Annotated in this window: 25 protein-coding genes; 2 read left to right on the top strand and 23 right to left on the bottom strand. The window is 35.5% G+C overall.

What is annotated here, in order from left to right; genetic code table 11:
- Positions 1-26 precede the first annotated feature (26 nt).
- The 4 genes from asnB to B5P40_RS22965 all read right to left on the bottom strand — a co-directional run bounded on the left by asnB (position 27) and on the right by B5P40_RS22965 (position 4530).
- A complete protein-coding gene (asnB, locus tag B5P40_RS22980; protein WP_113710075.1) occupies positions 27-1925 on the bottom strand; it encodes an asparagine synthase (glutamine-hydrolyzing) in 1899 nt (632 codons plus the stop codon).
- Between the two features lie 166 nt (positions 1926-2091).
- Complete coding sequence (locus tag B5P40_RS22975) at positions 2092-3039, bottom strand: LysR family transcriptional regulator (RefSeq protein ID WP_113709954.1); 948 nt, start codon at positions 3037-3039, stop codon at positions 2092-2094.
- 240 nt (positions 3040-3279) lie between these two features.
- Complete coding sequence (locus B5P40_RS22970) at positions 3280-3600, bottom strand: iron-sulfur cluster biosynthesis family protein (RefSeq protein WP_113709953.1); 321 nt, start codon at positions 3598-3600, stop codon at positions 3280-3282.
- A gap of 18 nt (positions 3601-3618) precedes the next feature.
- Positions 3619-4530: a pyridoxamine 5'-phosphate oxidase family protein gene (locus B5P40_RS22965; protein WP_181462959.1), complete on the bottom strand. Its 912-nt coding sequence runs from the start codon at positions 4528-4530 to the stop codon at positions 3619-3621.
- Between the two features lie 642 nt (positions 4531-5172).
- Here B5P40_RS22965 and B5P40_RS22960 point away from each other — a divergent pair.
- Positions 5173-5811: an HD domain-containing protein gene (locus B5P40_RS22960; RefSeq protein ID WP_088292134.1), complete on the top strand. Its 639-nt coding sequence runs from the start codon at positions 5173-5175 to the stop codon at positions 5809-5811.
- A 217-nt stretch (positions 5812-6028) separates the two neighbouring features.
- Here B5P40_RS22960 and B5P40_RS22955 read toward each other — a convergent pair whose 3' ends face one another.
- From B5P40_RS22955 to B5P40_RS22935, 5 genes are all read right to left on the bottom strand, one after another.
- Positions 6029-7195 carry a serine hydrolase domain-containing protein gene (locus tag B5P40_RS22955; protein ID WP_113709951.1) on the bottom strand — a complete coding sequence of 389 codons (1167 nt, stop codon included), beginning with the start codon at positions 7193-7195 and terminating at the stop codon, positions 6029-6031.
- Positions 7196-7646: 451 nt separating this feature from the next.
- Positions 7647-8153 (bottom strand): DUF3902 family protein, encoded by a 507-nt coding sequence (locus tag B5P40_RS22950; protein ID WP_113709950.1) that lies wholly within the window; start codon positions 8151-8153, stop codon positions 7647-7649.
- 305 nt (positions 8154-8458) lie between these two features.
- A complete protein-coding gene (locus tag B5P40_RS22945; RefSeq protein WP_113709949.1) occupies positions 8459-8752 on the bottom strand; it encodes a putative quinol monooxygenase in 294 nt (97 codons plus the stop codon).
- Positions 8753-8798: 46 nt separating this feature from the next.
- Positions 8799-9437 carry a nitroreductase family protein gene (locus B5P40_RS22940; RefSeq protein WP_000185377.1) on the bottom strand — a complete coding sequence of 213 codons (639 nt, stop codon included), beginning with the start codon at positions 9435-9437 and terminating at the stop codon, positions 8799-8801.
- Between the two features lie 18 nt (positions 9438-9455).
- Positions 9456-9884: a MarR family winged helix-turn-helix transcriptional regulator gene (locus tag B5P40_RS22935; RefSeq protein WP_000204168.1), complete on the bottom strand. Its 429-nt coding sequence runs from the start codon at positions 9882-9884 to the stop codon at positions 9456-9458.
- A gap of 266 nt (positions 9885-10150) precedes the next feature.
- On the opposite strand from B5P40_RS22935, the gene B5P40_RS22925 reads away from it, so the two are divergent.
- On the top strand, positions 10151-12094 hold the full coding sequence (locus B5P40_RS22925) for an elongation factor G (protein ID WP_113709947.1): 1944 nt from the start codon (positions 10151-10153) through the stop codon (positions 12092-12094).
- A gap of 68 nt (positions 12095-12162) precedes the next feature.
- On the opposite strand, the gene B5P40_RS22920 is transcribed toward B5P40_RS22925, so the two are convergent.
- The 14 genes from B5P40_RS22920 to B5P40_RS22855 form a co-directional block, all read right to left on the bottom strand.
- Complete coding sequence (locus B5P40_RS22920; protein WP_113709946.1) at positions 12163-13275, bottom strand: cupin domain-containing protein; 1113 nt, start codon at positions 13273-13275, stop codon at positions 12163-12165.
- A gap of 14 nt (positions 13276-13289) precedes the next feature.
- On the bottom strand, positions 13290-13790 hold the full coding sequence (locus tag B5P40_RS22915; RefSeq protein WP_113709945.1) for a DinB family protein: 501 nt from the start codon (positions 13788-13790) through the stop codon (positions 13290-13292).
- A complete protein-coding gene (locus B5P40_RS22910; protein WP_078175730.1) occupies positions 13787-14731 on the bottom strand; it encodes a fumarylacetoacetate hydrolase family protein in 945 nt (314 codons plus the stop codon). The genes B5P40_RS22915 and B5P40_RS22910 overlap by 4 nt, the downstream gene beginning before the upstream one ends.
- 80 nt (positions 14732-14811) lie before the next feature.
- Complete coding sequence (locus B5P40_RS22905; RefSeq protein WP_078175731.1) at positions 14812-15369, bottom strand: hypothetical protein; 558 nt, start codon at positions 15367-15369, stop codon at positions 14812-14814.
- 55 nt (positions 15370-15424) lie between these two features.
- Complete coding sequence (locus B5P40_RS22900; RefSeq protein WP_078175732.1) at positions 15425-16654, bottom strand: FAD-dependent oxidoreductase; 1230 nt, start codon at positions 16652-16654, stop codon at positions 15425-15427.
- 55 nt (positions 16655-16709) lie between these two features.
- The gene (locus B5P40_RS22895) at positions 16710-17126 is read right to left on the bottom strand and encodes an acyl-CoA thioesterase (RefSeq protein WP_078175733.1); all 417 of its coding nucleotides are present in this window, start codon (positions 17124-17126) and stop codon (positions 16710-16712) included.
- A gap of 20 nt (positions 17127-17146) precedes the next feature.
- The gene (locus B5P40_RS22890) at positions 17147-18703 is read right to left on the bottom strand and encodes a class I adenylate-forming enzyme family protein (RefSeq protein WP_078175734.1); all 1557 of its coding nucleotides are present in this window, start codon (positions 18701-18703) and stop codon (positions 17147-17149) included.
- Positions 18704-18811: 108 nt separating this feature from the next.
- On the bottom strand, positions 18812-19990 hold the full coding sequence (locus B5P40_RS22885; protein WP_113709944.1) for an acetyl-CoA C-acetyltransferase: 1179 nt from the start codon (positions 19988-19990) through the stop codon (positions 18812-18814).
- A gap of 15 nt (positions 19991-20005) precedes the next feature.
- The gene (locus tag B5P40_RS22880; protein ID WP_044438180.1) at positions 20006-20785 is read right to left on the bottom strand and encodes an enoyl-CoA hydratase/isomerase family protein; all 780 of its coding nucleotides are present in this window, start codon (positions 20783-20785) and stop codon (positions 20006-20008) included.
- An 18-nt stretch (positions 20786-20803) separates the two neighbouring features.
- Positions 20804-21658: a 3-hydroxyacyl-CoA dehydrogenase family protein gene (locus B5P40_RS22875; RefSeq protein WP_060750405.1), complete on the bottom strand. Its 855-nt coding sequence runs from the start codon at positions 21656-21658 to the stop codon at positions 20804-20806.
- A 257-nt stretch (positions 21659-21915) separates the two neighbouring features.
- Positions 21916-23301, bottom strand: coding sequence for a glycoside hydrolase family 1 protein (locus B5P40_RS22870; RefSeq protein ID WP_078175736.1), 1386 nt, complete (start codon positions 23299-23301; stop codon positions 21916-21918).
- 49 nt (positions 23302-23350) lie between these two features.
- Complete coding sequence (locus tag B5P40_RS22865; protein WP_061674867.1) at positions 23351-23671, bottom strand: PTS sugar transporter subunit IIA; 321 nt, start codon at positions 23669-23671, stop codon at positions 23351-23353.
- 113 nt (positions 23672-23784) lie between these two features.
- Entirely contained in the window at positions 23785-25086 is a 1302-nt protein-coding gene (locus tag B5P40_RS22860; protein WP_078175737.1) for a PTS sugar transporter subunit IIC, read from the bottom strand.
- Between the two features lie 33 nt (positions 25087-25119).
- The gene (locus B5P40_RS22855; protein WP_113709943.1) at positions 25120-25902 is read right to left on the bottom strand and encodes a histidine phosphatase family protein; all 783 of its coding nucleotides are present in this window, start codon (positions 25900-25902) and stop codon (positions 25120-25122) included.
- Between the last annotated feature and the right edge of the window lie 77 nt (positions 25903-25979).

Below are 25979 nucleotides of genomic sequence, written 5' to 3'. Positions count from 1 at the left end.
TCATGCAACTGACATCCTTTTTATTTTTATACTAAGCTATAAGATTGGCTTTCACTTTGAAATACACCTGTATCGTATTTATGTTCTACATATACTTGATGCCATACCATAAATGCTAGTACTGTCCATATTTTACGGCTATAATCACCTTTATCTGCGCAATGTGATTCTAATAAGTTTAATACGTAATTTTTATCGATTACATGTTCTGTTTTACTTTCTTTAATAATGTTAACAGCCCATTCATACATCTCGTCTTTTAACCAGTGACGGATTGGAACTGGAAACCCTAGTTTTTTACGATCTAATACATGATCTGGAACAATTCCACGTACTGCTTCACGTAATATTGCTTTCGTAGTACCATTTGCAATTTTCAATTCTGTTGGTATGTTAGATGCAACGCGAAAAACTTCTTTATCTAAAAATGGAACTCGTAATTCTAACGAGTGAGCTGTAGACATTTTGTCCGCTTTTAATAAAATATCTCCGCGTAACCATGTAAACATGTCTATATACTGCATTTTACTTACATCATCGTAGTCTTTACTTTCAGTATACAATGATTTTGTAATGTCCGTATATTTTATATTTTCATTGTAATACTTCATGAATTCCATTTTCTCTTCTTCACGGAAAATTTTCGCATTTCCATAATAACGATCTTCAATCGGTGTACATCCACGTTCTAAAAAACTTTTCCCTTTAAATCCTTCTTTTAGTGCTCCACTTAAAGATTTTAACACCCTTTTCCCTGGAGCTGGAATGTAAGAAAACATTTTTAAAGAGTTCGGTTCACGATAAATATTGTATCCACCAAATAATTCATCTGAACCTTCACCAGAAAGTACGACAGTTACATGTTTACGCGCTTCTTTAGCAACGAAGTACAGTGGTACTGTTGCTGGATCCGCTAATGGATCATCCATATGCCACATAATTTTAGGGAATTCATTCATAAATTCTTCTGCTGTTACGGTTACACTATAGTTTTTCAAACCTAGCTTCTCAGCAGTTTCTTTCGCCACATCTACTTCACTAAAACCACGGTGCTCAAAACCGACAGAGAATGTTAAGAGATTCGGATTCATTTCTTTAGCAATTGAAGCAATAATAGATGAATCAATTCCACCAGATAAGAATGAACCTACTGGAACATCACTACGCATATGTATTTTTACTGAATCATATAATACATCACGAATCGCTTGAATATGCTCCTCTTTCGTTGCGTTTGAAGCATTGAAATATGGCTTCCAATAGCGGTGTATCTCCATCTCCTTACCAACTTCTTTCACGAAATAATGACCAGGTTCAATTTTATGAATATCCGTCGTTAACGTATTTGGTTCAGGTGCATATTGATATGTAAAATAATGTTGTAAAGAAGTTGGATTAACACCTTTATCTTGCATTGCATACATTATACTTTTCTTTTCAGATGCAAAGAATGTTGCACCTCCTTCTTCTGTAATATAAAGTGGTTTAATACCGAAATGGTCGCGTGCATCAAATAATTTTTTCTCTTGCCGATCCCAAATAACAAAAGTATACATACCACGAAAGTAATTTACACACTCTTCTTTTACCTGAGCATATAACGCAACAATAACTTCCGTATCTGATTGAGTAGCAAAACTTGCTCCTTGCTCCTGTAACATTTCACGTAATTCTATATAATTATAAATTTCACCGTTAAACATAAGTACATAACGTTCATTTTCATACGTTAATGGTTGATGTCCTCCATCCAAATCAATAATGCTTAATCTTCTAAATCCAAATTGTATATGCTCATCACGAAAATACCCTTCAGCGTTTGGACCTCGGTGGTATAAAAGCTTCGTCATATTTTCAAATTGTTTTATTTCACATTCCGAATAATCTCTTACAGTATTATACATACACCCTACATAGCCACACATTTTTTTACCTGCTTTCATCTTAACTAATTTCTCTTAATCCTTTGTAAACTCAAAAGTTTTAAGCTTTAATTAAATTATAAATCCGTAGCAATATAGAGCAATGTAGCTTTTTCTATCATAATTATTGATACCATCTATCATTCAACGATAGTTACTGGAAATTGAATTATTCATTAGTTAATGCACGGATTTGTTTTTTACTTTGTTCTGACATAGGAAAACCTAACTTGATAATTTCATTTGTAAGTAATTCAATAAAGTTTCTCGTTCCAAATCCGATAAATTTATCTTTACGTAAAATAAGACTTACTTCCCGACTAATATTTGGATTTACAATTGGAATAGCTAACAAATCACTCTCTTCATTAAGATCTAATAAAGTTTTAGACACAATTGTTACCCCAAATTCACTTCTTACTAAATCGAACAACGAATCGATACTAGATGTCTCAATAATTGGATCCAGCGAAATTTGCTGCGGAACACATGTATAATTTAATAACTTTCTACATTCATGGCTTTCTGGGAACAAAATTAATGATAACTTCTTCAATTCAGAGAACTGGATTTCCTTTTCATTCGCTAATGGATGATTATTTGCTGCTACTAAAAATAACTCTTCCCTATACAATGGTATTTTTACAATTTTCTCATCTTCAAACACATAGTTAGAAGAAACGATTGTTACAGCAAAATTAACTTGATTCTCATTAATTAACGGTAAGATTTCATCTGAACTAATTACTTTTACGGCTACTTCAGGGTAATTTTTATGAAAGTCCAATAATAAAGTTGAGACTAAATCTGTTAGCTCTCCAGGTAAAGTAGCAATTGCGATTTTCCCTCCCTTTATCTCTTTCAATTCACCTATTCGTTCTTTTGCATTATGTAATGCATTGAAAATCGTATTACATTCCTTTGCTAAAATGTATCCCACATCCGTTATAGCAATTTTCTTTCCTAATCGGTCAAATAACGGCATACCTATTTCATCCTCGAGAGCTTTAATTTGATGACTTAATGTAGGTTGTGTAATACCTAATTTATCTGCCGCTCGTGTAAAATGCAGTTCCTTACAAAGTGTTATAAAATACTCTAATTGTCTTAATTCCATATAAAAATAATCTCCTTACTTAATTAATTGACTTCTCAAAATCCTTCGATTCCCTCCCTATCCTTTATCATTTCATTCATTCATAAAAAACGTAATTTCTCCTAATTAAATGTATTAAGAAAAATTACGTTCCTTATTTATGTTATGGTATACATACTTTAAGAAAAGATTATATAGTCTATTATAGAAAATAGGCCGCTCATTCTATACTAAGTTCACTTTATTTATTAATCGTAATACTTATTCTTCAACTTCTAAAGGTACATTATGACTATAAGTTTGATTAGAACTTTTAATTTGAAATCCTTCAAAGAAATCTATCGTTATATTGTCGTCAACAAAAGCTAAAGATGCTTTGTTTATATATAATGGTTTCCAGTTTGTTTGCATTTCTTCATAGCCAATACTTGATTTAATAAGTTTAACTCTCAATACTCCGTCTAATGGAATTCCACATCCTCCCATTTCATATTGAAGGAATCGAAGGTGATTTGGATATTTAGCCTCTAAATTTTCGAATTGTTTTATAGCAGCTTCTGTAACAGTAATTTGAATTTGCATATTATTTTCCCACCTTGTCTATTTTGGATTAAAAAATGAATATGTTACGAACTCCCACTGATTTGTGTTACGATTCATTGTTTGAATGGCTTCAACTAGTTGAAAATGGATTAATCTCTGAGCTCCAGGAAATTTAGAAATACTACTTTCGTCTACATCCCAAATGATACTTGCTTTCCCAGTTAGTTGTAATGTGTCACCAGTAGCAAAATCAAAGAACAATAGTCCTACATTAGGATTTTCAATAATATTTCCGAGCGTATTGAATAGCATATTACCTGAGTAATCAGGAAAGACTATTTTTTGTTCGCTTATAATGTGAATAAACCCTGGCATCCCACCTCGATGGGAAATGTCCAGTTTCCCTTCTGAACTGGAACTCGCAATAATGAAAGTATCAGCTTGATTAATCAATTCCTGCTGTTTTTCATTTAAAGTATACAGCTTATTAAATTGCTTAGTTCCGCCAACAGCTGTTTCGCTATAAGTGAAATTTCTCGCCTGAATGTATTTAGGACAGTTCCCAAATACTTGTTCAGTTTTAACTTCAAAACTTCCATCCGAAAATTTGTTTACAACCGAACCATTTATACGAATTCTTATCCTGGAAGCAAAATCAATTACGATGATGCCAACTTCTTTATTGTGAAGAATATTTGTGAATAATGGATCACCTTCATTTATACCAACATTTATTTTAATTAAATCGCAATCTACTGCTTGAATAATCCCTTCTTTTCCTGCTAAAAATGAACTCCACACTCGCCCATTTTCATCCATAGAAGATATCATGAATGAATTTTGTCCATTTAGAAACGCCATAAATTTTTTTGTCATTGTTGGCTGAATCATTGCACTAGCAGTATTCGCGATTTTTTGTACACCAAGCATATTGTGTACAGCACGTTCCCCAGAATGGAAAACATCCATATACATCCCTCCGATTTACTTATCAATAGGACGCTTAGTAAAGGCTACTCTACAAAACACTATTATTTCGCCTCCTACGGAAACTTTTTCTAACAAAGTTCCTTGCTATTGTTTTTTGTTGTCTTGTAAAGCACCTTCATTCTAACTCTGACATATCCTTTTATCAATTCTATCGTTTCTATAATTATCATAGATGCTATCTATCATTAAATTAGAACGTAAAAAACTGCACTTAAATTCATGTTATTGAATAATACTTCTTATTGCATACATATAACTATCATTTATGCCGTATTCTTCTATATGTAAAAAAGATATAGAGCTAATTATTACAGATACTGTTAATAGTGAAACACACTCTAAATAGACCATTGTCATTATTTATATCTTTTCATGGCTAGTACTACAAGAATAGCTTCTTTATCGATACTTTCTTAAAATAATTCCCTTTATGTACCTATAAATATATAATTTCAAACATTCATCTAAAACTACAAAAGGAGTAATTTATCATAGATAACATCTATTAATTATATAGAAATCATCGCATTGATAAATAAACGATGATTTCTATAATAAAGGTAAGCTCATGAGCCAAACATTACATTCAAAAAACATTTAATCAAAAAGGAGCTAACTTATATGAAAAAAACAGTTGCAGGTATCGTAATTCCAGATAGTAAAATCGCAATAGAGGCACAAGAAATCCTCCGTGAATACGGTAATGATTTACTTTGGAATCACTCAAACCGCGTTTATTTATTTGGTGCACTTCAAGGAAAAAAAGCTGATCTTAAGTTTGATGAAGAATTATTATATGTTAGTGCGTTATTCCATGACCTTGGACTTACTAAAGAATTCAGCAGTCCAGATAAACGATTTGAAGTAGATGGTGCAAATGCTGCACGTAGTTTCCTTCAACAACATCGTATGGATGATGAATCGATTAGACTTGTTTGGGACGCAATTGCTTTACACACTACAATTGGTATTGCTGAACATAAAGAACCACAAGTTTCATTAATCTATTCTGGAGTAGGATATGATGTTATGGGTGATGGATACGATGAAATCACTGAGGAATTACGTGAACAAGTTGTAACTGCTTTCCCACGAGATAATTTCAAACAAAAAATTCTTCCTGCTTTCCTTGAAGGATTTGCACATAAACCAGAAACTACTTTCGGTAACATTAAAGCTGACGTATGTTCACTTCTTCTTCCTGGATTTAAACGTAAAAACTTCTGTGATTGTGTTTTACATTCCCCTTGGAAAGAATAATTAATTCACTTTTATAAGCATAAATAACTTTAAATACATCGTTTGCTTTCCTGTAATATCACATAAAGATCCCGAATCATGAGAACTAATTTGCTCATAATTCGGGATTTTTTAAGACTATAGTTTTAATATCGATTAAATCACATCAAAGTCCATATTTGCGAATTTGAAAAAGTACCTCTTTTATATACAGCTAAAGCAGAATCCAATTCATTTTCTATTTCTTAAATTCAATTTGCATCATTTTATTAAACTGCGTATTAATATCAATCGCACCTAAAGAGTTAATACTAATAGCCAATGTATGTTTGCCTCCAATTGCTCCCCCAGCAAAAGTGGTGAATCCAGGAATCCCTCCTGTATGCCCCCAAACTGAAACACCGTTTGGAAGCTTAGTCTCATAGATTCCAAGACCATATCCATGGCCAAGTTCTTTAATCCCTGTAGGAACTGTAGTAAGCATTTCTTTTAGCTGCTTTTCCTTCAGTAACTTACCTCCAAGTAAAGATGAAAAGAATTTATTTAAATCGTCCGCATTAGAAATCATATCTCCAGCTGAATTAGCTAGACTTGGATTATAATACGTCATGTCTTTCAATTCACTTGTTTCGTCTATTTTCATATACCCACGAGCATGATCCTTTCCTGGAATAACGGGTGAATTCCCTGGTAAAAACGTATTTGACAGATCCAAAGGTTCAATAATTCGCTTTTCAATTTCTTCCGCATAACTATTTCCAGTTATTTTTTCAATAAGCATTCCCAATATTACGTATCCTGTGTTTGAATACGCCCATCCTTTACCTGGCGAAAAATCTGGGGGTAGAGAAAGTCCCATTTTCACTATTTCTTCTGCTGTATACGTTTTTTTCGAATTCATAATATCAGCGTCTTTTGACTTTAAGTATTCAGCTATACCACTCGTATGATTCAAAAGTTGACGTATCGTAATTTGATTGCCATCATACCCATTTCCTTGAATGAGACCCGGTAGCCACTTTTCAATTGGATCGTCAAGTTGCACGCGATTTTCTCCTACTAATTGAAGAACAGTCGTAGCGGTAAAAGTCTTCGTCACACTCCCAATCCGAAAACGATAATCCGATTTCATTGTTTTCTTTGTATTTAAATCCGCGACGCCAGCAGTATAACTACTAATCTTTCCATTGTTAGACGTCTTCGCTAATATTCCTGGGGTTCCAAGCTGAACTGTTTCCTGCATTACTTGTTTCCAACCATTCCGATTCTTTTGATCATGTGATTGTGACGGACTAGATAAATTTTGAACAGACTCTGCTTTCACAGTAAAACCTGGTGTGAATAGAGTAGTACCCGCTAATAAAACTGCCAAACTTGCTAACTTAATTGAATTACATTTTTTCATAAGGCTCCCTCTCTTCTATTAATATCGGATTGATTCAAGTTATACTTTAATCCTATATGATAAAACTCTCTTTTTTCTTATCCATTCCTTACGAAATACTTACGTTTAAATTTTGATACGATAAACTGAGAAAGAGCTATGCATGAAAATAAAAAGGGCATATAAAATAAGGACAGCCACTTAACTGCCCTTATTTTCATTTCACCTCGTCTTTATTATTTTTAAGATGATTCATTAATTGTGTTCGTTTCAAAGGTACATATATGTTTGTTCCAGTAACATATCTTTTTCCCAATCGAATTATCTTATAAATTTAAGGAGTTCATATTAAGATTAACAATAAAAAAGAACGTGTTTTCAATTTATCAGAACACGTTCTCTTACATACTTAAAACCCTATATCAACTTTTCATTTCATTCACTTCTTTAAACTACTAATCTTTATTCAGTTTTACCATCCTGCACTAGCATTCATACCATTTCCAAGAATAGTAAGAAATAGTGGCCACAATACTGGTCCTAACGTAAGAAGTAAATTTAGAAGTATAAGTAATCTATATACCCCGGGGAAATTTTGATCTTTACGATTTACAAATACTAAAATAACTAATAATATTATGGTCGTTAAAAATAAAAGTAGAGTTAGCAACCAATACCAAACCATTAAACTGAGACTCCATGGTGTTAATAGCTCGTGTATTATACCAAATATGATTCCTAATACTCCAAAACTAAAGGTAGTAACTGTTGATTTTATAAGCACTATATTGAATGTTTTTTCGTATGTATTTTTACAATATAAATCTATTAAAGTGTATAAAGATAAATATGCCATTAATACACCTATCCAAGACAATAACCAGTCTCCGCCTCCTCTAAATAACATGAACAGCAACCAACACATCCCTACTGCAGAAAAAGCAAAGGAAATAAGTATGCTTTTCAATACCGGTTTCATTATATTTTCACACCCTTAAAAATAAATTATAAGTTTTTACTAGACTCATGTAATTTTTTATTAACATGCTACCCGTTAATCGTTTAGCTCTAATGCATCCTTTTTTCATTCTATATTAATAATACAAAGATATACTCATGAACAATTAAAGAAGCAATACTCTACAAAGAGTTCCATATAGCTTGTATATTCTTTTTCCATTGGTAGAGATATTAAAAAATTAAGTATACATTAACATGCAATTAAATATAAGTAAATAAAAAAGATGACCCCAGCATACGCCAAAGTCATCTTCTATAACCATATTATTTTACTCGTTCACCGCTATAAACCTTTATATCAAGCGGAGCAGTTAAAAACTGTGATGCTTTACTAACGAAAGATGTGAAGTGTTCACTCGTATTATGACTCGCAACTGCTGCTTCATCTTTCCATACTTCTACCATCGTATAAACACTTTCTTTTTCAGTATCTTTATATAAATCGTAAGATACATTTCCACTTTCTTCTCTTGAACCATGAAGTAATGGCTGAATTTCTTCTAAAAATGATTGTTGTTTTGCTGGATCTACTTGAAATATTGCGTGAATAATAATCATGGTGTTTCCCCTCTCATATCTCACTTATTTCTGTTTTGTTATAAAATTACTTCCACTCAGCAACTTTTTCAATTGGAAGACGTACTGATGGATAACCACTGTCAGCAGCTTTTCCGATTGAAATTAACATAACTGGTACGTGACGCTCTTTGTCTAATCCGAAAGCTTCTGCGATTTGGTCTTTTTCAAATCCACCAATTGGGCAAGTATCATAGCCGTGAGCACGTGCTGCTAACATAAATTGCATCGCTACAAGACCACCGTCAATTAGTACAGTATCTTTCATTACTTCTGGTGTAACCATTGAGAAGTAACCTGAAAGTTTTTTCATTTGATCTTCTTTTACTTCAGCTGGCATAAGTCCGCGCTCTACTGCTGTACCGTAAATTTCTTCTGCGTTATCAAAGTTGTTTAAGTCACCAAATACAGCAATCATCGCTGAAGATGTTTCTACTTGAGATTGATTGAATTTTGCAAGTGGAGCCAGTGTTGCTTTTGCTTCGTCACTTTCAATAACAAGGAATCTCCATGGTTGCATGTTTACTGAAGATGGTGCAAGTGTTGCTTCTGTAAGAATTTCAGTCATTTCTTCTTTGCTAATTTTCACTGAAGGATCGTACTTACGGATTGAACGGCGTCCTGTTAAAATTTCGTTAAAATCATTTGTTTTTACTGAGTTAGTCATAGTTGTATTCTCCCTTTTTTAAAGTTCTTTTATATTTTCTTGAATGCGGTCTAACATCGTTAAAAGATTGTCGCGTTCTTCTTCACTTAATCCTTTAAATGCTGAAGTAGCGAAACGCTCTTTTTCCTCTTGATACACTTGAATTTTATTTCGTCCCTCTTCTGTAAGAGAAACTAACGTAATTCTGTTATCATCTGGATTTTTACGTCTTGTAATCATTCCGTTTGCTTCCAGCTGTTTTAAATGCCTCGTAATCGCGGCATTATCAATATTCACTTCTTGCTGAAGTGCTTTTTGACTAATTTCATCTACTTCATATAACTGAAGTATGAGCTCTAATCTAGACTGACTCATACCCGTACACCCTTCAAATTTTGAACTTACTTCTTTGTTTAGAAAGTGTAATTTATATAAAATTATTGCTTCTTTTGAGCATGAACTTGTCAAATTACCCCTCCTTTACATCCAATACAAAAAACATTTGATGCATCAATAGTTGATATGTCAATTAATATAATCTATATCGATTTAGAATGCAAGCATTTTGTTTTCATTTTTATTTTTTCCAAATTAAGGCGCTTTGTCGCGTTACAAAAAATGTAAATTACATTATAATAGTAATAATTCAAATGACTGGAGAGTGATTGTAATGCGGCAATACACAAATAGAAATGAGGAAATGAAAATGGAAAATGAAATGAGGAGATTTATATATGACAACAATAAATATAGGGATTGTCGCGCACGTAGATGCTGGCAAGACGAGTTTGACTGAGCGTATTCTTTATGAAACGAATGTGATTAAAGAAGTTGGCCGAGTAGATAGTGGCAATACGCAAACTGACTCAATGGAATTAGAAAGACAACGCGGAATTACGATTAAAGCATCTGTCGTTTCTTTCTTTATTGATGATTTAAAAGTAAATGTTATTGATACACCTGGACATGCTGATTTTATCGCTGAAGTGGAGCGATCATTCCGTGTTTTAGACGGTGCCATTTTAGTTATATCTGCCGTTGAAGGTGTGCAAGCACAAACGAAGATTTTAATGCGGACATTACAGAAATTAAACATACCTACTATATTATTTGTTAATAAAATAGACCGTAGTGGCGCAAATACTGAAAAAGTTGTGAAACAAATAAAAGAGCTTCTTTCAAATGAAGCATACCCCTTCTACTCTGTAGAAAACGAAGGTACAAAGGAAGTACGGATTATTGAATATAAATCCTATGACGATTGTATGGAACGATTAGCACCATTTAACGAATCATTGCTTGAGTCATATGTAAATAACGAAATAATACCGGATGCACTATTAAGAAAAGAACTCGAAAAGCAAATACTGCAAGCAAATGTGTTTCCTATCTTTTTTGGTTCAGCAATGACAGGTATAGGAGTAACTGAATTACTTAAAAATATTTCAGCCTTAATTCCAGCTACTAAATCGGCACAAGATGAAACATTATCCGGTGTTGTTTTTAAAATTGAACGTGAATCTTCTGGCGAAAAGATTGCTTACGTAAGACTATTTTCTGGTTGTTTACACGTTAGAAAATATGTTGATATACAGCGCAGTGAGTCTCTACCACATAAGGAAAAGATTAAAAAAATGTGCATATTTCATAATGGAAATGCAGTTCAAGCCTCTACTGTTCATAGTGGAGAGTTTTGCAAAGTATGGGGACTTACGAATATCAAAATTGGTGATATTATCGGTGAGTGGACGGATTATATAAAAGATATTCACTTTGCCGAACCGCAAATGGAAGCTGCTATTGAAGCAGTACCTAAAGAGCGAATTCATGATCTATACGCTGCACTTATGGAGCTATGCGAAGAAGATCCGCTCATTAAAGTGTGGAAAGATGATATTCATAATGAACTATATATTCACCTTTTCGGGGAAGTACAAAAAGAAGTAATTGAAACAACACTTTTTGAGAAATATAATTTGCAGGTTACTTTCTCAAATACGCGGGTTGTATGTATTGAGAAACCAATTGGCATTGGGAATTCTGCTGAATTAATGGGAGAAAAAACGAATCCATTTTACGCGACAATCGGCTTCAAAGTTGAACGTGGTGAACTGAATTCTGGCATAACATATAAGTTAGGTGTTGAGCTTGGATCATTGCCTTTAGCATTTCATAAAGCGATTGAAGATACTGTATTTCAAACGTTAAAACAAGGTTTGTACGGATGGGAAGTTACGGACATTATCGTCACGTTAACACATACTGGTTATGCAAGCCCTGTTACAATAGCAAGTGACTTTAGAAATTTAACACCACTCGTTTTAATGGATGCTTTAAAGCACGCTGAAACATGTGCATTTGAACCAGTAAACGAGTTCGAATTAACTGTACCGGAGCACGCAATTAGTACCGCAATGTATAAGCTTGCTGCTATTCCAGCAACTTTTGCAGAGCCTACGTTGCATAATGATTCTTACCATTTAACAGGATCATTACCTGTTGCAAAAATAGAGGATTTTAAACGAATGCTCCATTCATTTACTGAAGGAGAAGGTATCTTTATAACAAAGCCAACTGGTTTCACAAAGCTGACGGCTCCCTTCCCTACTCGAAAACGTGTTGACTTTAATCCGCTAAATCGGAAAGATTATTTACTTCATGTGTTGAAGGCTTATTAATTAACAAATAGAAAAAGTGCCCTCTTGTATGATATTTTCTTTACTAGAGGGCACTTTTTTATACAATATCAAGGTAGAGCTGGTTCAAACTCTCCAGTGATCGTTTGATATCCGTTATTATTCTCATATTCCTGTTTCCGCTCTAACCCGAACTTTTCTAAAATAGGCAGGTCGTTTGTTGAAAATACATAACTATTTTCTAGCGCAACGTGTTCGTGCCATGCCCAGTTTGGTACAACAAAGAAGTCTCCTTTCGACCAGTCAAAGCGAACACTATTAATAATCGTATATCCTGCCCCTTCATGCACATGATAGATTGATGCATGCGTATGACGATGCGCTTTTCCTTTGAATCCCTTCGGCAATTTTTGCATCCAAGCTGCAATCGTTGGACACGCTGTTTCACCGTTCGATGGATTTATATATTCAACAGCATAACCATCGTAAGCATCTGGTTCAAAACGACTTAATCCGTTAAGCGCTGCTGCCGTCCCTGCCCATTTGTAGGAACTAAGTGGAGCTTTCTTTGCATATCGGTCCGAAACCGGTCGAACCATTCCACCTTCATAACGCTGAGCAGTATAATTGTCCGGCACGTTTGGCTGTTCAATTTTTTCTGGATACGGCTCAAAGAACGTACCGCCGAGATAATAAATGGTCGGAATATCAAGGCAATCCATCCAAATCATCGGTTTGTCACCTGTGTGACCATGTCCGTGCCACAGTCCATTTGGAGTTGTTAAAAAGTCTCCTCGTTCCATGAAAATACGCTCTCCTTGCACAATTGAGTAAGCCCCTTCTCCTTCCATGACGAAACGTAATGCATTTTGAACATGCCGATGTGACGGAGCGGTTTCTCCAGGTTGTATTAATTGAACCGCTGCATATAATGTTTGGGTGGTCGATGCCCATCCCCAAGGTTTTCTATAATTAAGTCCAGGATTTTGAAAGTAGATGGCCCGGCGTTCTCCCCCGCGGTCTGGTGTAAATATTTGTGTCGCCTCCGTTAACTTCTTTTGAAGCAATTCAGATTTCCAAAGGTACGCTTGTGCATGAGGCTCAGGTGTATGTTTCATTAAATCTGGGATCGCGTTCCAAAGTGGTCCGAGATGATATTGTTCTATATCACGATTGAAATCTTGTACGAGTGTACTTTCAAAAAAAGCATTTTTTCCCGCCATTTTATTTGCCCCCTTTATTGCTCATTAAATTTACATAAATTCCGTTCGATTTGTTTATAATGCTTTTCTGTATGTTCTACGATGAGGTGATTCACGATAAAGTCAATCGGCTTATTGTTAAAACGAGGATTACGACTTGGAGCCTGAATATTTAACTCTTCGTCTGTTAATGTGTTTAGTACATTTTCTATGATGAGTGGTATAGAAGACAGCTGCTCTATGACTTCTTCTATAGATTTTTTGTTTATATTCTCTTCTGATACTGCTTGTAGACGTACTTCATCTGTTAAACCGCGGCCCCATACGTTTTCAGGGTTTACTTTAATATTGTTAATTTCTTTTGCCCAATATGGGATAGCTTCCGCTACATGTGTAATAATTTGCATAATTGACCATTCATCTTCTGAAGGTTTCCAATAGATGATTTCCTCTGGCAAAGACTTAACAATAGTCTTGATTTTATCGATTGATTCATAAACAGACTCGGCTGCCTGGATTTGCAAGCTTTTCGTCATAGTACTGGCACCTCTACTGTTTGTCTTACTTTATTTTCAAGTACGCCTACTCCATCAACTTCAATACGAACGATATCTCCATCTTTAAGAAATACTTGCGGATTACGTGCAACACCTACACCACCTGGCGTACCTGTTAAAATGACATCCCCTGGTTCTAGTGTCATTAAACCGGATAAAAACGAAACGAGATATTGCACCGAGAATACTAAATTAGCAGTATTAGATTGCTGACGTGTCTCTCCATTCACTGTTAAGACTATTTCCAAGCCAGATGGGTTCGTTAATTCATCTGAAGTAATTAACCATGGTCCGATCGGAGCACTTCCTTCAACTGTCTTCCCTTGAAGCCATTGAATCGTACGGCGCTGAATATCACGATAAGTAATATCATTCGCAATTGTGTAACCAGCTACATATTGGAGGGCATCTCCTTCTGAAATATTTCGAGCACGCTTTCCGATTACAAAAGCAAATTCAGCTTCGTAATCTAGTTGTTCAGAAATCGGGTAATACGGAATATCATCTTCTGGACCGATTACTGTATTGGCAAACTTCGCAAAGATGACTGGAAATGCAGGTAATTCGCGTTTCATTTCCAAAATATGTTCACGATAATTGTGACCTACACATATAATTTTTCCTGGCGCAGGTACTGGAGCTTCTATTTTCACTTCACCTTCTGCAAAAACCAATTTATCTTCATGGTTTTTCATAAGCGCATAAGCGATTGCATCTTTTGCTAAATTCATACTTTCCGTTCCACCTTGTAAAAATCCATTCATATCCTTTGGTATATACGCCTCTGCAATTTGAGCGGCCCGAAGGTTTCCTTCGCTTGTCAATTTCGCTTTAAAAGCAGCATGTAAATCAATCAAATTCCCGTTCTCTAACGCAGCAATTCTCGTTTCTCCATTACGTGTAAAAGTAACAAGTTTCATAGTAATCTCCCTTTCCTTTAAATGAATGAAAATTCTACCCTGAACGATAGTAACGTATAACTTTCCAGCCTTACTCTTTGTTATAAAAGATATAAAGTATTTCCTTCTGGACCAAGTGGTACATGTCCCATTTCTATTAACTCTATAATTGGCAGCAATACATTTTTTTCTTCAGCTAATTCAGCAGCGCATGCAAGAACACTTACATACATCGCATGCCCGACGAGAAATTTCACTGTTTTTTCCTCTCCGAAATGCTTGAAAACTTCTTTATAAACACCATGAAAGATTGCTTCTGGTACTTTATCTACTACATCTACAAGAAGTTTTTCGTTACCAGCGCGTACAATTTTTTCTTTCAATTGATCTGGCACTTCTGCTAGTGCCCCCCATAAAGCATTACCTTCAAAGGAAATCCGCCCGATTGTCTCATGTAATTGGTTTCTTGAAATCCATTTGATTTCATATTCACTAACGTTTAGAGAACTCATAAATTGATCTATTTTCTTCTCAGCCTCTAGATTTTGCTGTCCAATGTTCCTATACCAGTTCATCGTCATTAACCGCTCAATCATTCCATTTGTAGAACGGGCATGAGAACCATACTTTTCTTCATTCATGAATTGAGACAAAACCATTTCTTATCGCTCCTTTCATCTTGTTCACGTTACTCATCTAATTTTTTTTATATTTTTAATATTTCGTTGTCAGTTCAGGAGGTCCAAATTTCGGTCCGTATGGTCCCTCATCAAGCCATCTTCCAAGCCTCGGAACGATAGATACCATTGAGGCAGCAATGTCGCGTTTCATGTTCATTTCAGGAGAATTTCCCTGAAGGTGATGAAGCGCAGTGGTTGAAGCATCGCGGTTCCATTTCGCTGCAATTCGGCGTTCGTTTGCAGCTGCTTCAATCGCGCACACTCGCTCTTCTTCAGAATGAGATTGTAGTGCTTTCTCAATACCTCTCGCAGCAAGAACTGCATCTGGAACTCCAGAATTTAATCCACGTGCACCGAACGGGGCGAATAAATGTGCTGCTTCTCCAGCTAGAAGAACACGACGTTTTACGTCAGTAAATGAATTTGCCACTACTTGATGGAAACGGTAGGAAGACACCCATGTAATCCTATCAGCGTACTTAGCATCCATTACTTTTGGCAACCATTTCTTAGCACTTTCAATATTTGTATAATCATCTGGATTATCTGACTCAAGCAGTTGTAAATCAATACGCCATCCGCCTTTAAACGGAACAAACATTACATTTCTTCCCTCCATAGCTGGATGCTGGTAATGGAATATTCTTTCTAAAGGAAGTGGATCTGTTTCATCTTCTTTTGCATCCACAACGATAAAAGTATCTGCCGTGCGTGGGCCTTCAAACTTTAATCCCGCTTCCTCTCTTACGATTGAACGAGCTCCATCACATCCAATTACATACTGCGCCTTCAAGATTTCGTCATTTGTGATTGTTACTTCTACTCCAGAGTCTGTAATGTGTAAATTTTTAACTGGAGCATCCCAAAGGAATTCAACGCCCGCTTTTATACACGCCTCATACATATGCTTTTCGATCTCATCTTGATGAAGAGCTGTGAAATGAGGCAATCGGTTAAACTTAAGATTTTCATCCTTACCGTAATTTCGTACATATACTTCTTTCCCTTTATAAAACGTTCGTTTTACAGGCCAAATAATTCCGTTATGAGCAAGTGTGAAACCGAGGCCTTCTGAAGTCTCCTCCAGTAGTTTTAACGAAGCACTGTGTAAATAAATTGCTCTACTTCCTGGACGTGGTCTTCCAAATGAATCTCCCTCTATTACTAAAGTTGATATCCCCTTCTTTTGTAATGCAAGTCCTGCTACAAGTCCTACCGGGCCCGCACCAACAACAATGGCATCATATTTTTTTTCTTTTCCCATCAATATCTCCCCTTTATTAACAATTTCCCATTATGATTTCCTCACTCTTCTTTCTTTAACTCCCTACAGTTTTTATCTCCGGCATCATCTTCTTCCGAATATCCTCAGGTATTGGATGCGCTTTCGCTTTTTCTTTGAAAGAAGTCCATGCACGAGTTTCATACCCTTCAGCTATAACCCGTTCCCCTTTTACAAAAACATGCTGAATTGTAAAAACTTTATTATGCAATTCGTTCACAGTACTTTTCACAACTACTTGATCTTCAAAACGAAGAGGTGACTTAAATTGGCATTTTGCTTCTAGTAAGGGCAAACCAATTTGTTGTTCTTCGTAAAGTTCGGCGGAAGGAAAACCAATTTTTTTAAAATATTCATGAGTTGCTTCGTCCATCCATTTATAAAAATTAGGATAGTACACAATGCCCGCAGCATCTGTGTCTCCCCACCTTACTTGAAAAGTATATTCTTCCATTATGCCTTCCCTCCTATCTATCAAACTGTTGGACTAATATTTGAAGATACTTGTTCTCTCAGTTTCAACTTTTGAATTTTCCCACTTGCTGTTACAGGGAATTCATCAGTAAAGATCACTTTCTCTGGTAGTTTATAAATTGCCATTTTCTCTTTAAGATAGAGTTTCATTTCTTCTTCTGAACTTACTTCTCCATTTTTTAACCGTATGACCGCACACGCAACTTCCCCGAGCACTTTATCTGGAAGACCTACAACTGCAGCTTCGATTACTTTTGGATGTTTCATAATGACTGCTTCAATCTCCTGTGGATAAACGTTTAAGCCACCTCTTATAATCATCTCTTTCTTTCGCCCTACAAACCTTAAATATCCTTGATGATCAAGGGTGCCTAAATCTCCTGAATAATACCAACCATCATTATCCAAAACCTGTTTTGTCTGTTCAGGCATATTATAATAACCTTTCATTACTCCAAATCCCTTAACTGCGATTTCGCCCACTTCCCCTGGCGGGAGCGCTACTCTATTTTCATCGACAATTTTCAATGTTACTCCTGGGATAGCCTTTCCAAGAGTTTCTGTTATGTTCTGCTTTGTATCACCATACGAGGTCATCGTAATAGAAACCGTTTCAGTTATCCCAAATGATTGACAAAGGTTCATTCCCATCCGTTCTCGTATCTCCGTCACTGTTTTTGCCGGAATAGGTGCAGCTCCAACTAATCCAGCACGCAATGAAGATAAATCATATTTATTAAAATCCTCTAATTCTAGTTCTTTTATAAACATTGTTGGTACGCCTTTTTGGATGGTTACCTTTTCTTGTTCAATTAATTGTAAAGTTTCTCGCGGACGGAATTTTTCTTGTAGTATCATTCGTCCTCCCATCGCTACTGCACAAAGCATATTAATTGCCATACCGAAAATATGAAACAGTGGTGCTGAAATAATAAATACATCATCTTGTGTACAATGCAGCTCTATTCCTATCGTTTGTGCAGATTGTACAACAGCACGGTGTGTAACCATTACACCTTTTGGAGTTCCCGTCGTTCCTGACGTATATAATATACAAAACAAATCTTCATTCACATTTATATTTACTTGTTCAATATCTATTGTTTCTGTACGCATTAACTGCTCATAGGAACTGATATTCTCTTGCGGAAACCGTACTGTAATAGCTTTTTGTACCATAGTAAGTACTTTTTCAAAACCAACATTCTTTTCAAATTCTCCGGATGCTATTAATAACTTCGGAGCTGAACTTTTCAATATAAATTCAATTTCATATGATTTATATTTTGGATTAAAAGGAACGATTATTGCTCCTAATTTTGCTGCTGCAAAATAAATTACTACTGTTTCGGACCAGTTTGGTAGAGATACGGCGATACGGTCTCCTTTACTTACTCCTAGTCTCTTAAATGCAGTAGCCAAACAATCTACTTCATTTTTCAATTGTTTGTATGTAATTCGTCTCGTTAAATCATATATCGCTTCTTTTTCACCATAAGATGAAGTAACAGATTCTAACAGCTCATACACCGCTAATAAGTTCCTATTCTTTTTCATTCTCTCACTCACTTTCTATCGTCTTACCTACTAGCTCGCGTTTTTTATCCCATACTTATAGCAGGACAAACGATGTAGGAAAACCAGGAAGGACTCTCCCTGGTTTTTCTAGTACAACGCTTCCCAAATTGCTGCAATTCCTTGCCCTCCGCCAATACAAACAGCGGATACCCCATACTTTTTATTTCTTCTTCTTAATTCATAAATTAAGGATAGAGAAATTCTTGTTCCACTCGCAGCAAGTGGATGGCCTATCGCAATTGCCCCTCCATTTACATTCGCTTTATCAAGATCGAACCCTAATTCTTTTTGACAAGCTAAGTACTGCGCTGAAAATGCTTCATTAATTTCAATCAAATCTAAGTCTGCTAAAGTTAGATTCTCTTTTTCTAATGCACTTTGAATAGCTGGAACCGGTCCAATCCCCATATACTTCGGTTCTACTCCAACAACAGCCCAAGAAATGAGCTTAGCAATCGGTTTTAATCCTCTATCATTTGCATAATCACTAGATGCTAAAACAACTGCCGCTGCACCATCCACCATCCCGCTTGCACTACCTGGAGTTACGACACCATTTTCAGCAAAACGGGGTTTTAATTTCGCTAATTTTTCTAGACTCGTATGACGGATATGCTCATCTTCATGTATAAGCTGTTCTCCTTTTCTTCCTTTCACTGTTACTGGAACAATCTCTTCTTTTAAATATCCTTTTTCCCTTGCTAAAAGAGCTCGTTCATGGCTAGAGAGTGCATGCTGATCTACTTCTTCTCTCGTTAAGTTATATTTTGCAGCCAAATTCTCGGCTGTTTCTCCCATCGTACATTTACCATACGTATCATAAAGACCATCCCATAACCAATCTTCTAAAGCCGGACCGCCGAGTGGACTTCCCCATCTCATTCCAGGTATTACATGAGGAACTTGGCTCATGTTCTCAGTTCCTCCGGCAAGTGCAACGTCTGCTTCTCCGCAAAGAATATAACGAGCTGCCGTTAAAATAGATTCAACACCAGTTCCGCAAAGACGATTAATCGTCAAAGCTGGGACATGAGTAGGTGCTCCGGCTTTTAATCCAACATGCCTTGCCAATAAATGTGCATCTTTACTAGACTGCTGAACATTACCAAATACAACTTGATTAATATCTTCAGCAGATATAGAAGCTTTTCGTATTGCTTCCTTAGCGGCAATTGCCCCTAATTCTGTTGCATTTAATCCTTTGAACGAGCCCGAAATTTCAGCGAACGGAGTCCTAGCTCCCTCCAATAAAACAATCTCTTTCATATCCCATTCACCTCATCATTTCCCTAAATAAACTGGTTTTCTTTTTTCAACGAATGCTTGTAATCCTTCTTTACGATCCTCTGTTGCGAACGCATTTCCAAAACAGGTGCTTTCAATTATTAAGCCTGTTTCAAGATCAGCATTACTACCTACATTTACCGCCGTTTTTAACATTTGAAGTGCTACTGGTGGTTTTTTTGCCAATTTATATGCCCATCCCTTTGCAAACTCAAACAACTCTTCCGCAGGTACTACCTTGTTGACAATATGTAAATCGAACGCACGATGAGCATCAAACATATCTCCGAAATAAAGTAATTCTTTCGCTATACCTTGGCCGACAATCTTTTGAAGACGCTGTGTACCTCCGCCTCCAGGAATAATTCCGAGTCCCACTTCTGGAAAAGCGAATTTTGCTTGATCCGAACAAATACGTAAGTCACATGCGAGTGCGAGTTCAAAACCACCGCCAAGAGCTAATCCATTTATCGCCGCAATAACTGGTTTTGACATATTTTCAATTTTGCTAAATACTGTTCGTGAAGTCTTATTCATTTTGTTTACACCGACAAGATCAAGTGCTGCCATTTCATTAATATCAGCGCCTGCGACAAATGCCTTCCTTCCGCTTCCTGTAAGAACGATTACTCGTACTTCTTCATTTGCCTCTAGTTCACCAAATAGAACGGAAAGTTCATGAAACACTTGTGTATTCAATGGATTTACAGGTGGTCGATTAATTGTAACAATCGCAACTCTATTTTCAATTTCACAAATTAAAAACTCATAATTCATAACTTAATCCCCCATTCTTTATTCATAATCATAAAAACCTGCACCTGTTTTTTTGCCGTGTCTACCTGCTCTAACTAGTTGTTTTAAAAGCAGCGGCGGCGCGTATTGATCATTATTTAATTCTTCTTTGAAGTACTCCATCACATGATAACCAATGTCTACACCTGCAAAATCCTGAAGTGTAAATGGTCCCATCGGATAATTAAGACCGAGTGTAACAGCCTTATCAATATCTTCTGCAGAGGCAACGCCATCTTCTAGCAATTTAATTGCCTCTATAAATTGCGGAATCATAATTCGATTCACAATAAATCCTGGGGAATCCTTCTTTACTTCAACTGGTTCTTTCGAAAGCTCTTTAGATAGCGCTTTCAATTCTTTGACTGTTTCATCACTCGTTCGATAACCACGAACAACTTCTACAAGTTTCATAAGTTGTGCGGGATTAAAGAAATGCATGCCCGCCACACGTTCTGGACGGTTCGTTGCTGAAGCAATCTCTGTTATAGACATGGATGAAGTATTTGTTGCAAGTATAACCCCTTCAGGAACGATTCGATCTAGAGCTGCAAACACTTCCCTCTTCAAATCTAATTTTTCTAATACGGCTTCAATAACTACATCCGCATCCTTCATATCTTCTAAAGTTGTAGTGAGTCGAATTCGGCCAAGCGCTTTTTCTTTATCTTCTTCCGTCATCTTTCCTCTTGTAACACTCTTAGTCATAAAACCATTCATACGTTGTATTGCATTATCTAAATAACGCTCTTCAATATCATGTAAAATAACTGTAAACCCATTTAATGCGGCTAAATTTGCAATGCCAGACCCCATAGATCCTGCACCGACAATACCAATTGTTTGAATCGCCATTCTTCTACCCCCTTGAATAACTTTTAAAATGTTCTGTAAATAAATTATATCTATATCCAAAAAGTTTTTGTATATACATAGTGTAGGAAATATACATATTTCTTTCGTACATTTTGATGGTATTCATTTCGGTTCAAACTGCTTTATTTTTCATTTAGTAAGAGGTACAGTTATTTTTCATAAAAAAGTGCGCACCTCAAAATAAATAATTTTCCCTTGAGGTACGCACTCTATGATGTGAAATTCGAAACTATATGTTATCGTTCTTTTCCATTTGATGAAATAACTTCTTTATACCAATAGAAGCTCTGTTTCTTTATTCTTTTTAAATCTTTTAAATCGTCTTCATCACGATTTATATAAATAAAACCATATCTTTTTCTGAAACCTTGATGCGTAGAAATTAAATCGATTGCCGCCCAAGGGCAATAACCAATTACATCCACTCCATCTGCAATTGCCAATTCCATCTGTTCAATATGTTTTTTCAAATAATCAATTCGGTAGTGATCTTGCACTGATCCATCTTCATCTACTTTGTCGTAAGCACCTATCCCATTCTCTGTAACGATAATTGGCAAGTTATAACGATCATTCACTTCTCTTAATGTAACTCGGAAGCCAATTGGGTCGATTTCCCAACCGAAATCGGTTAATTCTAGATGTTCATTATCGTCACCCATGAAGAACCCTTCTTCACCTACTTCAATTTGTTGATCAGCAGCTTCATCGATTACAAAGTTCTCATCATATTCACTAACAGTAATAGAAGAATAATAGTTAAACGCTATATAATCTGGTTTTGAACTAGATAGAATCTCCATATCTCCCTCTAGAATGACTGGTTCGATATTTTTTCTTTTCATGAAATTCCACGCTATATTGTTATATCTACCATATACAGCCATATCGAGATATAGCCAATTACGAATTGCGTTACAATTTTGAGCTGCAATAATGTCATTCGGCTTACATGTTTTCGGATACACATAACTAATATTTGGTGCTGGACCAATTTTTGCATCACGTATCATCTCGTGACATAAGTTTGTTACCTTTGCCTCTGCTAAAAGCATATGATGATTTTGCTGATATAGCTCTTTTTGAGATACTATCGATGTCCCAACAGCTTGTCCATGTAATATCATCATGTTCTGTTCATTAATTGTTAACCAATTCTTTACTCGGTCTCCAAAACGTTCAAACAGGATTTCACAATATGTAACAAATGCATCGATAGTAGCACGGTTACTCCATCCACCCTTTTTCTCTAATTCATACGGTAAATCAAAATGATACATCGTTACTAACGGTACGATATCATGCTTCAGCAATTCATCAATAAGATTGCTATAGAATGTAATACCTTTTTCATTCACTTCTCCCGTACCATTTGGAAGAATTCGAGTCCAAGCTATTGAAAACCGATATACTTTTAGCCCTAATTCAGAAAAAAGCTTCACATCTTCTTTAAAATGATGATAATGATCACTACAAACTGTAAAATCTGACGTACCTTCAGGAATAACTTTCACATCTTGAACAGAAAGGCCTTTTCCATCTTTATTATTGGCCCCTTCTACTTGGTAAGCACTTGTGGAAGCTCCCCATAAAAAGTCTTTTTTAAATGAACTATTGAGCATAATTTTTACCTTTCCTTTTCAAAAATAGTATTGTTATAGTTTGTTTATATTAAACTTGTTTCACTAAAAATGTTTCATAAACGCTTATAAGCTCTTCTGCTATAATTTTAAATCCTTCTGCACTCATTAATTGATCTTCTGCATGTGCTAGTAATAAGCTAACTTCTACTTTTTCACCAGCCGCTTCTCTACTAATCAGTCCAGCATGCGCTCTATGGCCTTCAATAAAAGTTTCACTACCCTCATTCATTAATTGTCTCGCTTGTTCAAAGTTACCCATTTTTGCTTCTTGAATTGCTTCAATATATGAAGATCGTGCGCTACCTACTGTTGATATAATTTTAAATACTACTAATTCATTTTGTTCCATAACGATTCTCCTAACATTTTTTTATTTTTATAAATCAAAAAACAATCAGTGGGGTTTCGTTCATCCCCACTGATTACTAGCCCACAACAATCGGGCTTTTGAGGGATACATTATTATTGCTCAGTTGCTGCTTGTTGTTCTGCCTCATAAGCTTTCTTATCTCCCATTTTAAAGAACGGATAATATAGTAGAATTTGAGAGATAATAATTAATACCGTCATGATTAATAGTAACCAACCACCAGAAATATAACCTGCAAATGGTGCTGGTGTTACCCATGGCAATTCAATAAGTGGGTTAAAGGTAGATAAAATTCCCGTGATTTTAAGGAATACGATACCAATTAACCCGCCAACTATCGAAGATGCTACTAATGGAATAAAATATATTGGATTCAGAACAAGCGGTAATCCAAATACAATCGGCTCATTAATATTAAAGATATTTGGGACGATACCGATTTTTCCAAGTGATTTATATTGCTCCGATTTCGCAAATAGTAGGTTTATTGCTAAACCTAACGTATTTCCTGTTCCACCAATGGCAACTGCAAAATGCATCAAGCTAAATGCTAAGTAAGGAATTTCCGAAAATGGTGTTCCTGAAGCGAAAGCTGTAATTGCTGCTGTAAATAACGGAGCCGTCGCACTATACCATACATTTATAATTGGTGCTGGATGCAAACCGAAGAACCAACATATATTCATAAAAGTAAAGATAGCAATAACTGACCAAACAGATGATCCGATTACTTTTACAGGTAACGAGATTACTTGACTTACAAAGTTAAAAATATTTTCATATGGAGTATAGCCAAATATTACTCTAATAAAGAAGATAATCGTGAAAATGATGATTGAAATAAATACTGGATTAATTGCATCAGCTACCATAGGTGGTACTGATTCCGGTAATTTCACTCCAATATTTTTTCTTTTTAATGCACAGTACAATTTACCGGTGAACACGCCGACAAACATGGCAACGAATATTCCATCACTACCTAAATACTGATTTAAAATAGCTGGAATTTGTTCTTCTCCAACCTTAATTGACATTGGCATTAAGCATAAGAAACTACCTAATGCTATAACAGCAGCTGTCATTCCGTTCATACCTTCTTCTTTCACATAAGAATAAGCAATAATGACAACCATATATACTGCTAGCAAGCTAAGTGTCGCACTAATCATGTCCTGCATGTGCGTATATAAACCAATTTTAATTAAAAATTCTTTCCACCCTTTAAATGGTAAGTTACCTAAAATAGCAAACAATGTAACACCGATCGTAACAGGAATTGTCATCATCATTCCTGATGTAATAGCATTCACTACTTTACTATTTCCGAGATAATTTGTTAGTGGTGTGATGATTCGTTCTAGTCCGTTTTTTGTCCCTTCTAACAGCTTCATAATTACCTCCAATATTTCTGATTTTTAATTAATTTACTTTTTTCCTTTTTCTACGTAGCTCATATCATTTACAGACTCAACTTTATATTTCCCATCTTTATATGTAACTTTTGAAACACTTGCATTAGCTAGACCACCATCAAGATTATTAAGGGATTCAGGAGATATTGTATATAACAACGCCATTAACGATATTCCATGCGATACAACAAGCGCGTTACCGCCCCCATCTTCAGCTACTTCTGCTACAAGTTTATCGATTTCTTTTTTTACTCTCTTTGAGACTACTTCAGTACTTTCAGCCTGTTTACTTTTATCAATCTTAGCTGCAGTATTAAGCATCATATCAACATCGAAATTATTCTTAAATTCTTCTAATGTCATATTATTAGCTTCTGCACGTTTCTCGTGAAAAGTATGATTCAATTCTCCTTCAAACTCACCGAAACATGCTTCCCGCAAATTTTTACTTTGATTGATATTCATATCTTTATTTCCACTTTGATTTAACACAATTTTCGCTGTTTCTACCGCACGTCCACTATCGCTACTATATGCCTTTTCAAACTTAACTCCTTTTAAACCTTTTCCAAGGTACTCTGCTACTTCAACACCATCTTTTGTAAGTAGTGCATCCGCCCAACCTTGTACTCTATCATTCGTATTTAACATCGTTTTTCCATGCCTTACCAAATAAAGTTCCACAGGTTTTTCTTCTTTTTTCTCTTTCACTTTTTGGCCTTCATTTGCTGAACATCCAAATAATGAAACTGTTAAAGAAACTAACAAGCAAAGTGATAATATTTTTTTACTCATTATGAATTCTCCTTATCGGTTTATAAAAATATGCATGTACCACCTACATGAGTAGAATGCTATTTTTATAATTAAGA

Source organism: Bacillus sp. SRB_8 (assembly GCF_003264205.1).
Classification (GTDB): domain Bacteria; phylum Bacillota; class Bacilli; order Bacillales; family Bacillaceae_G; genus Bacillus_A; species Bacillus_A mycoides.
The sequence above is the reverse complement of the archived record's forward strand: the minus strand, read 5'-3'. Positions and strand labels throughout refer to the sequence as shown.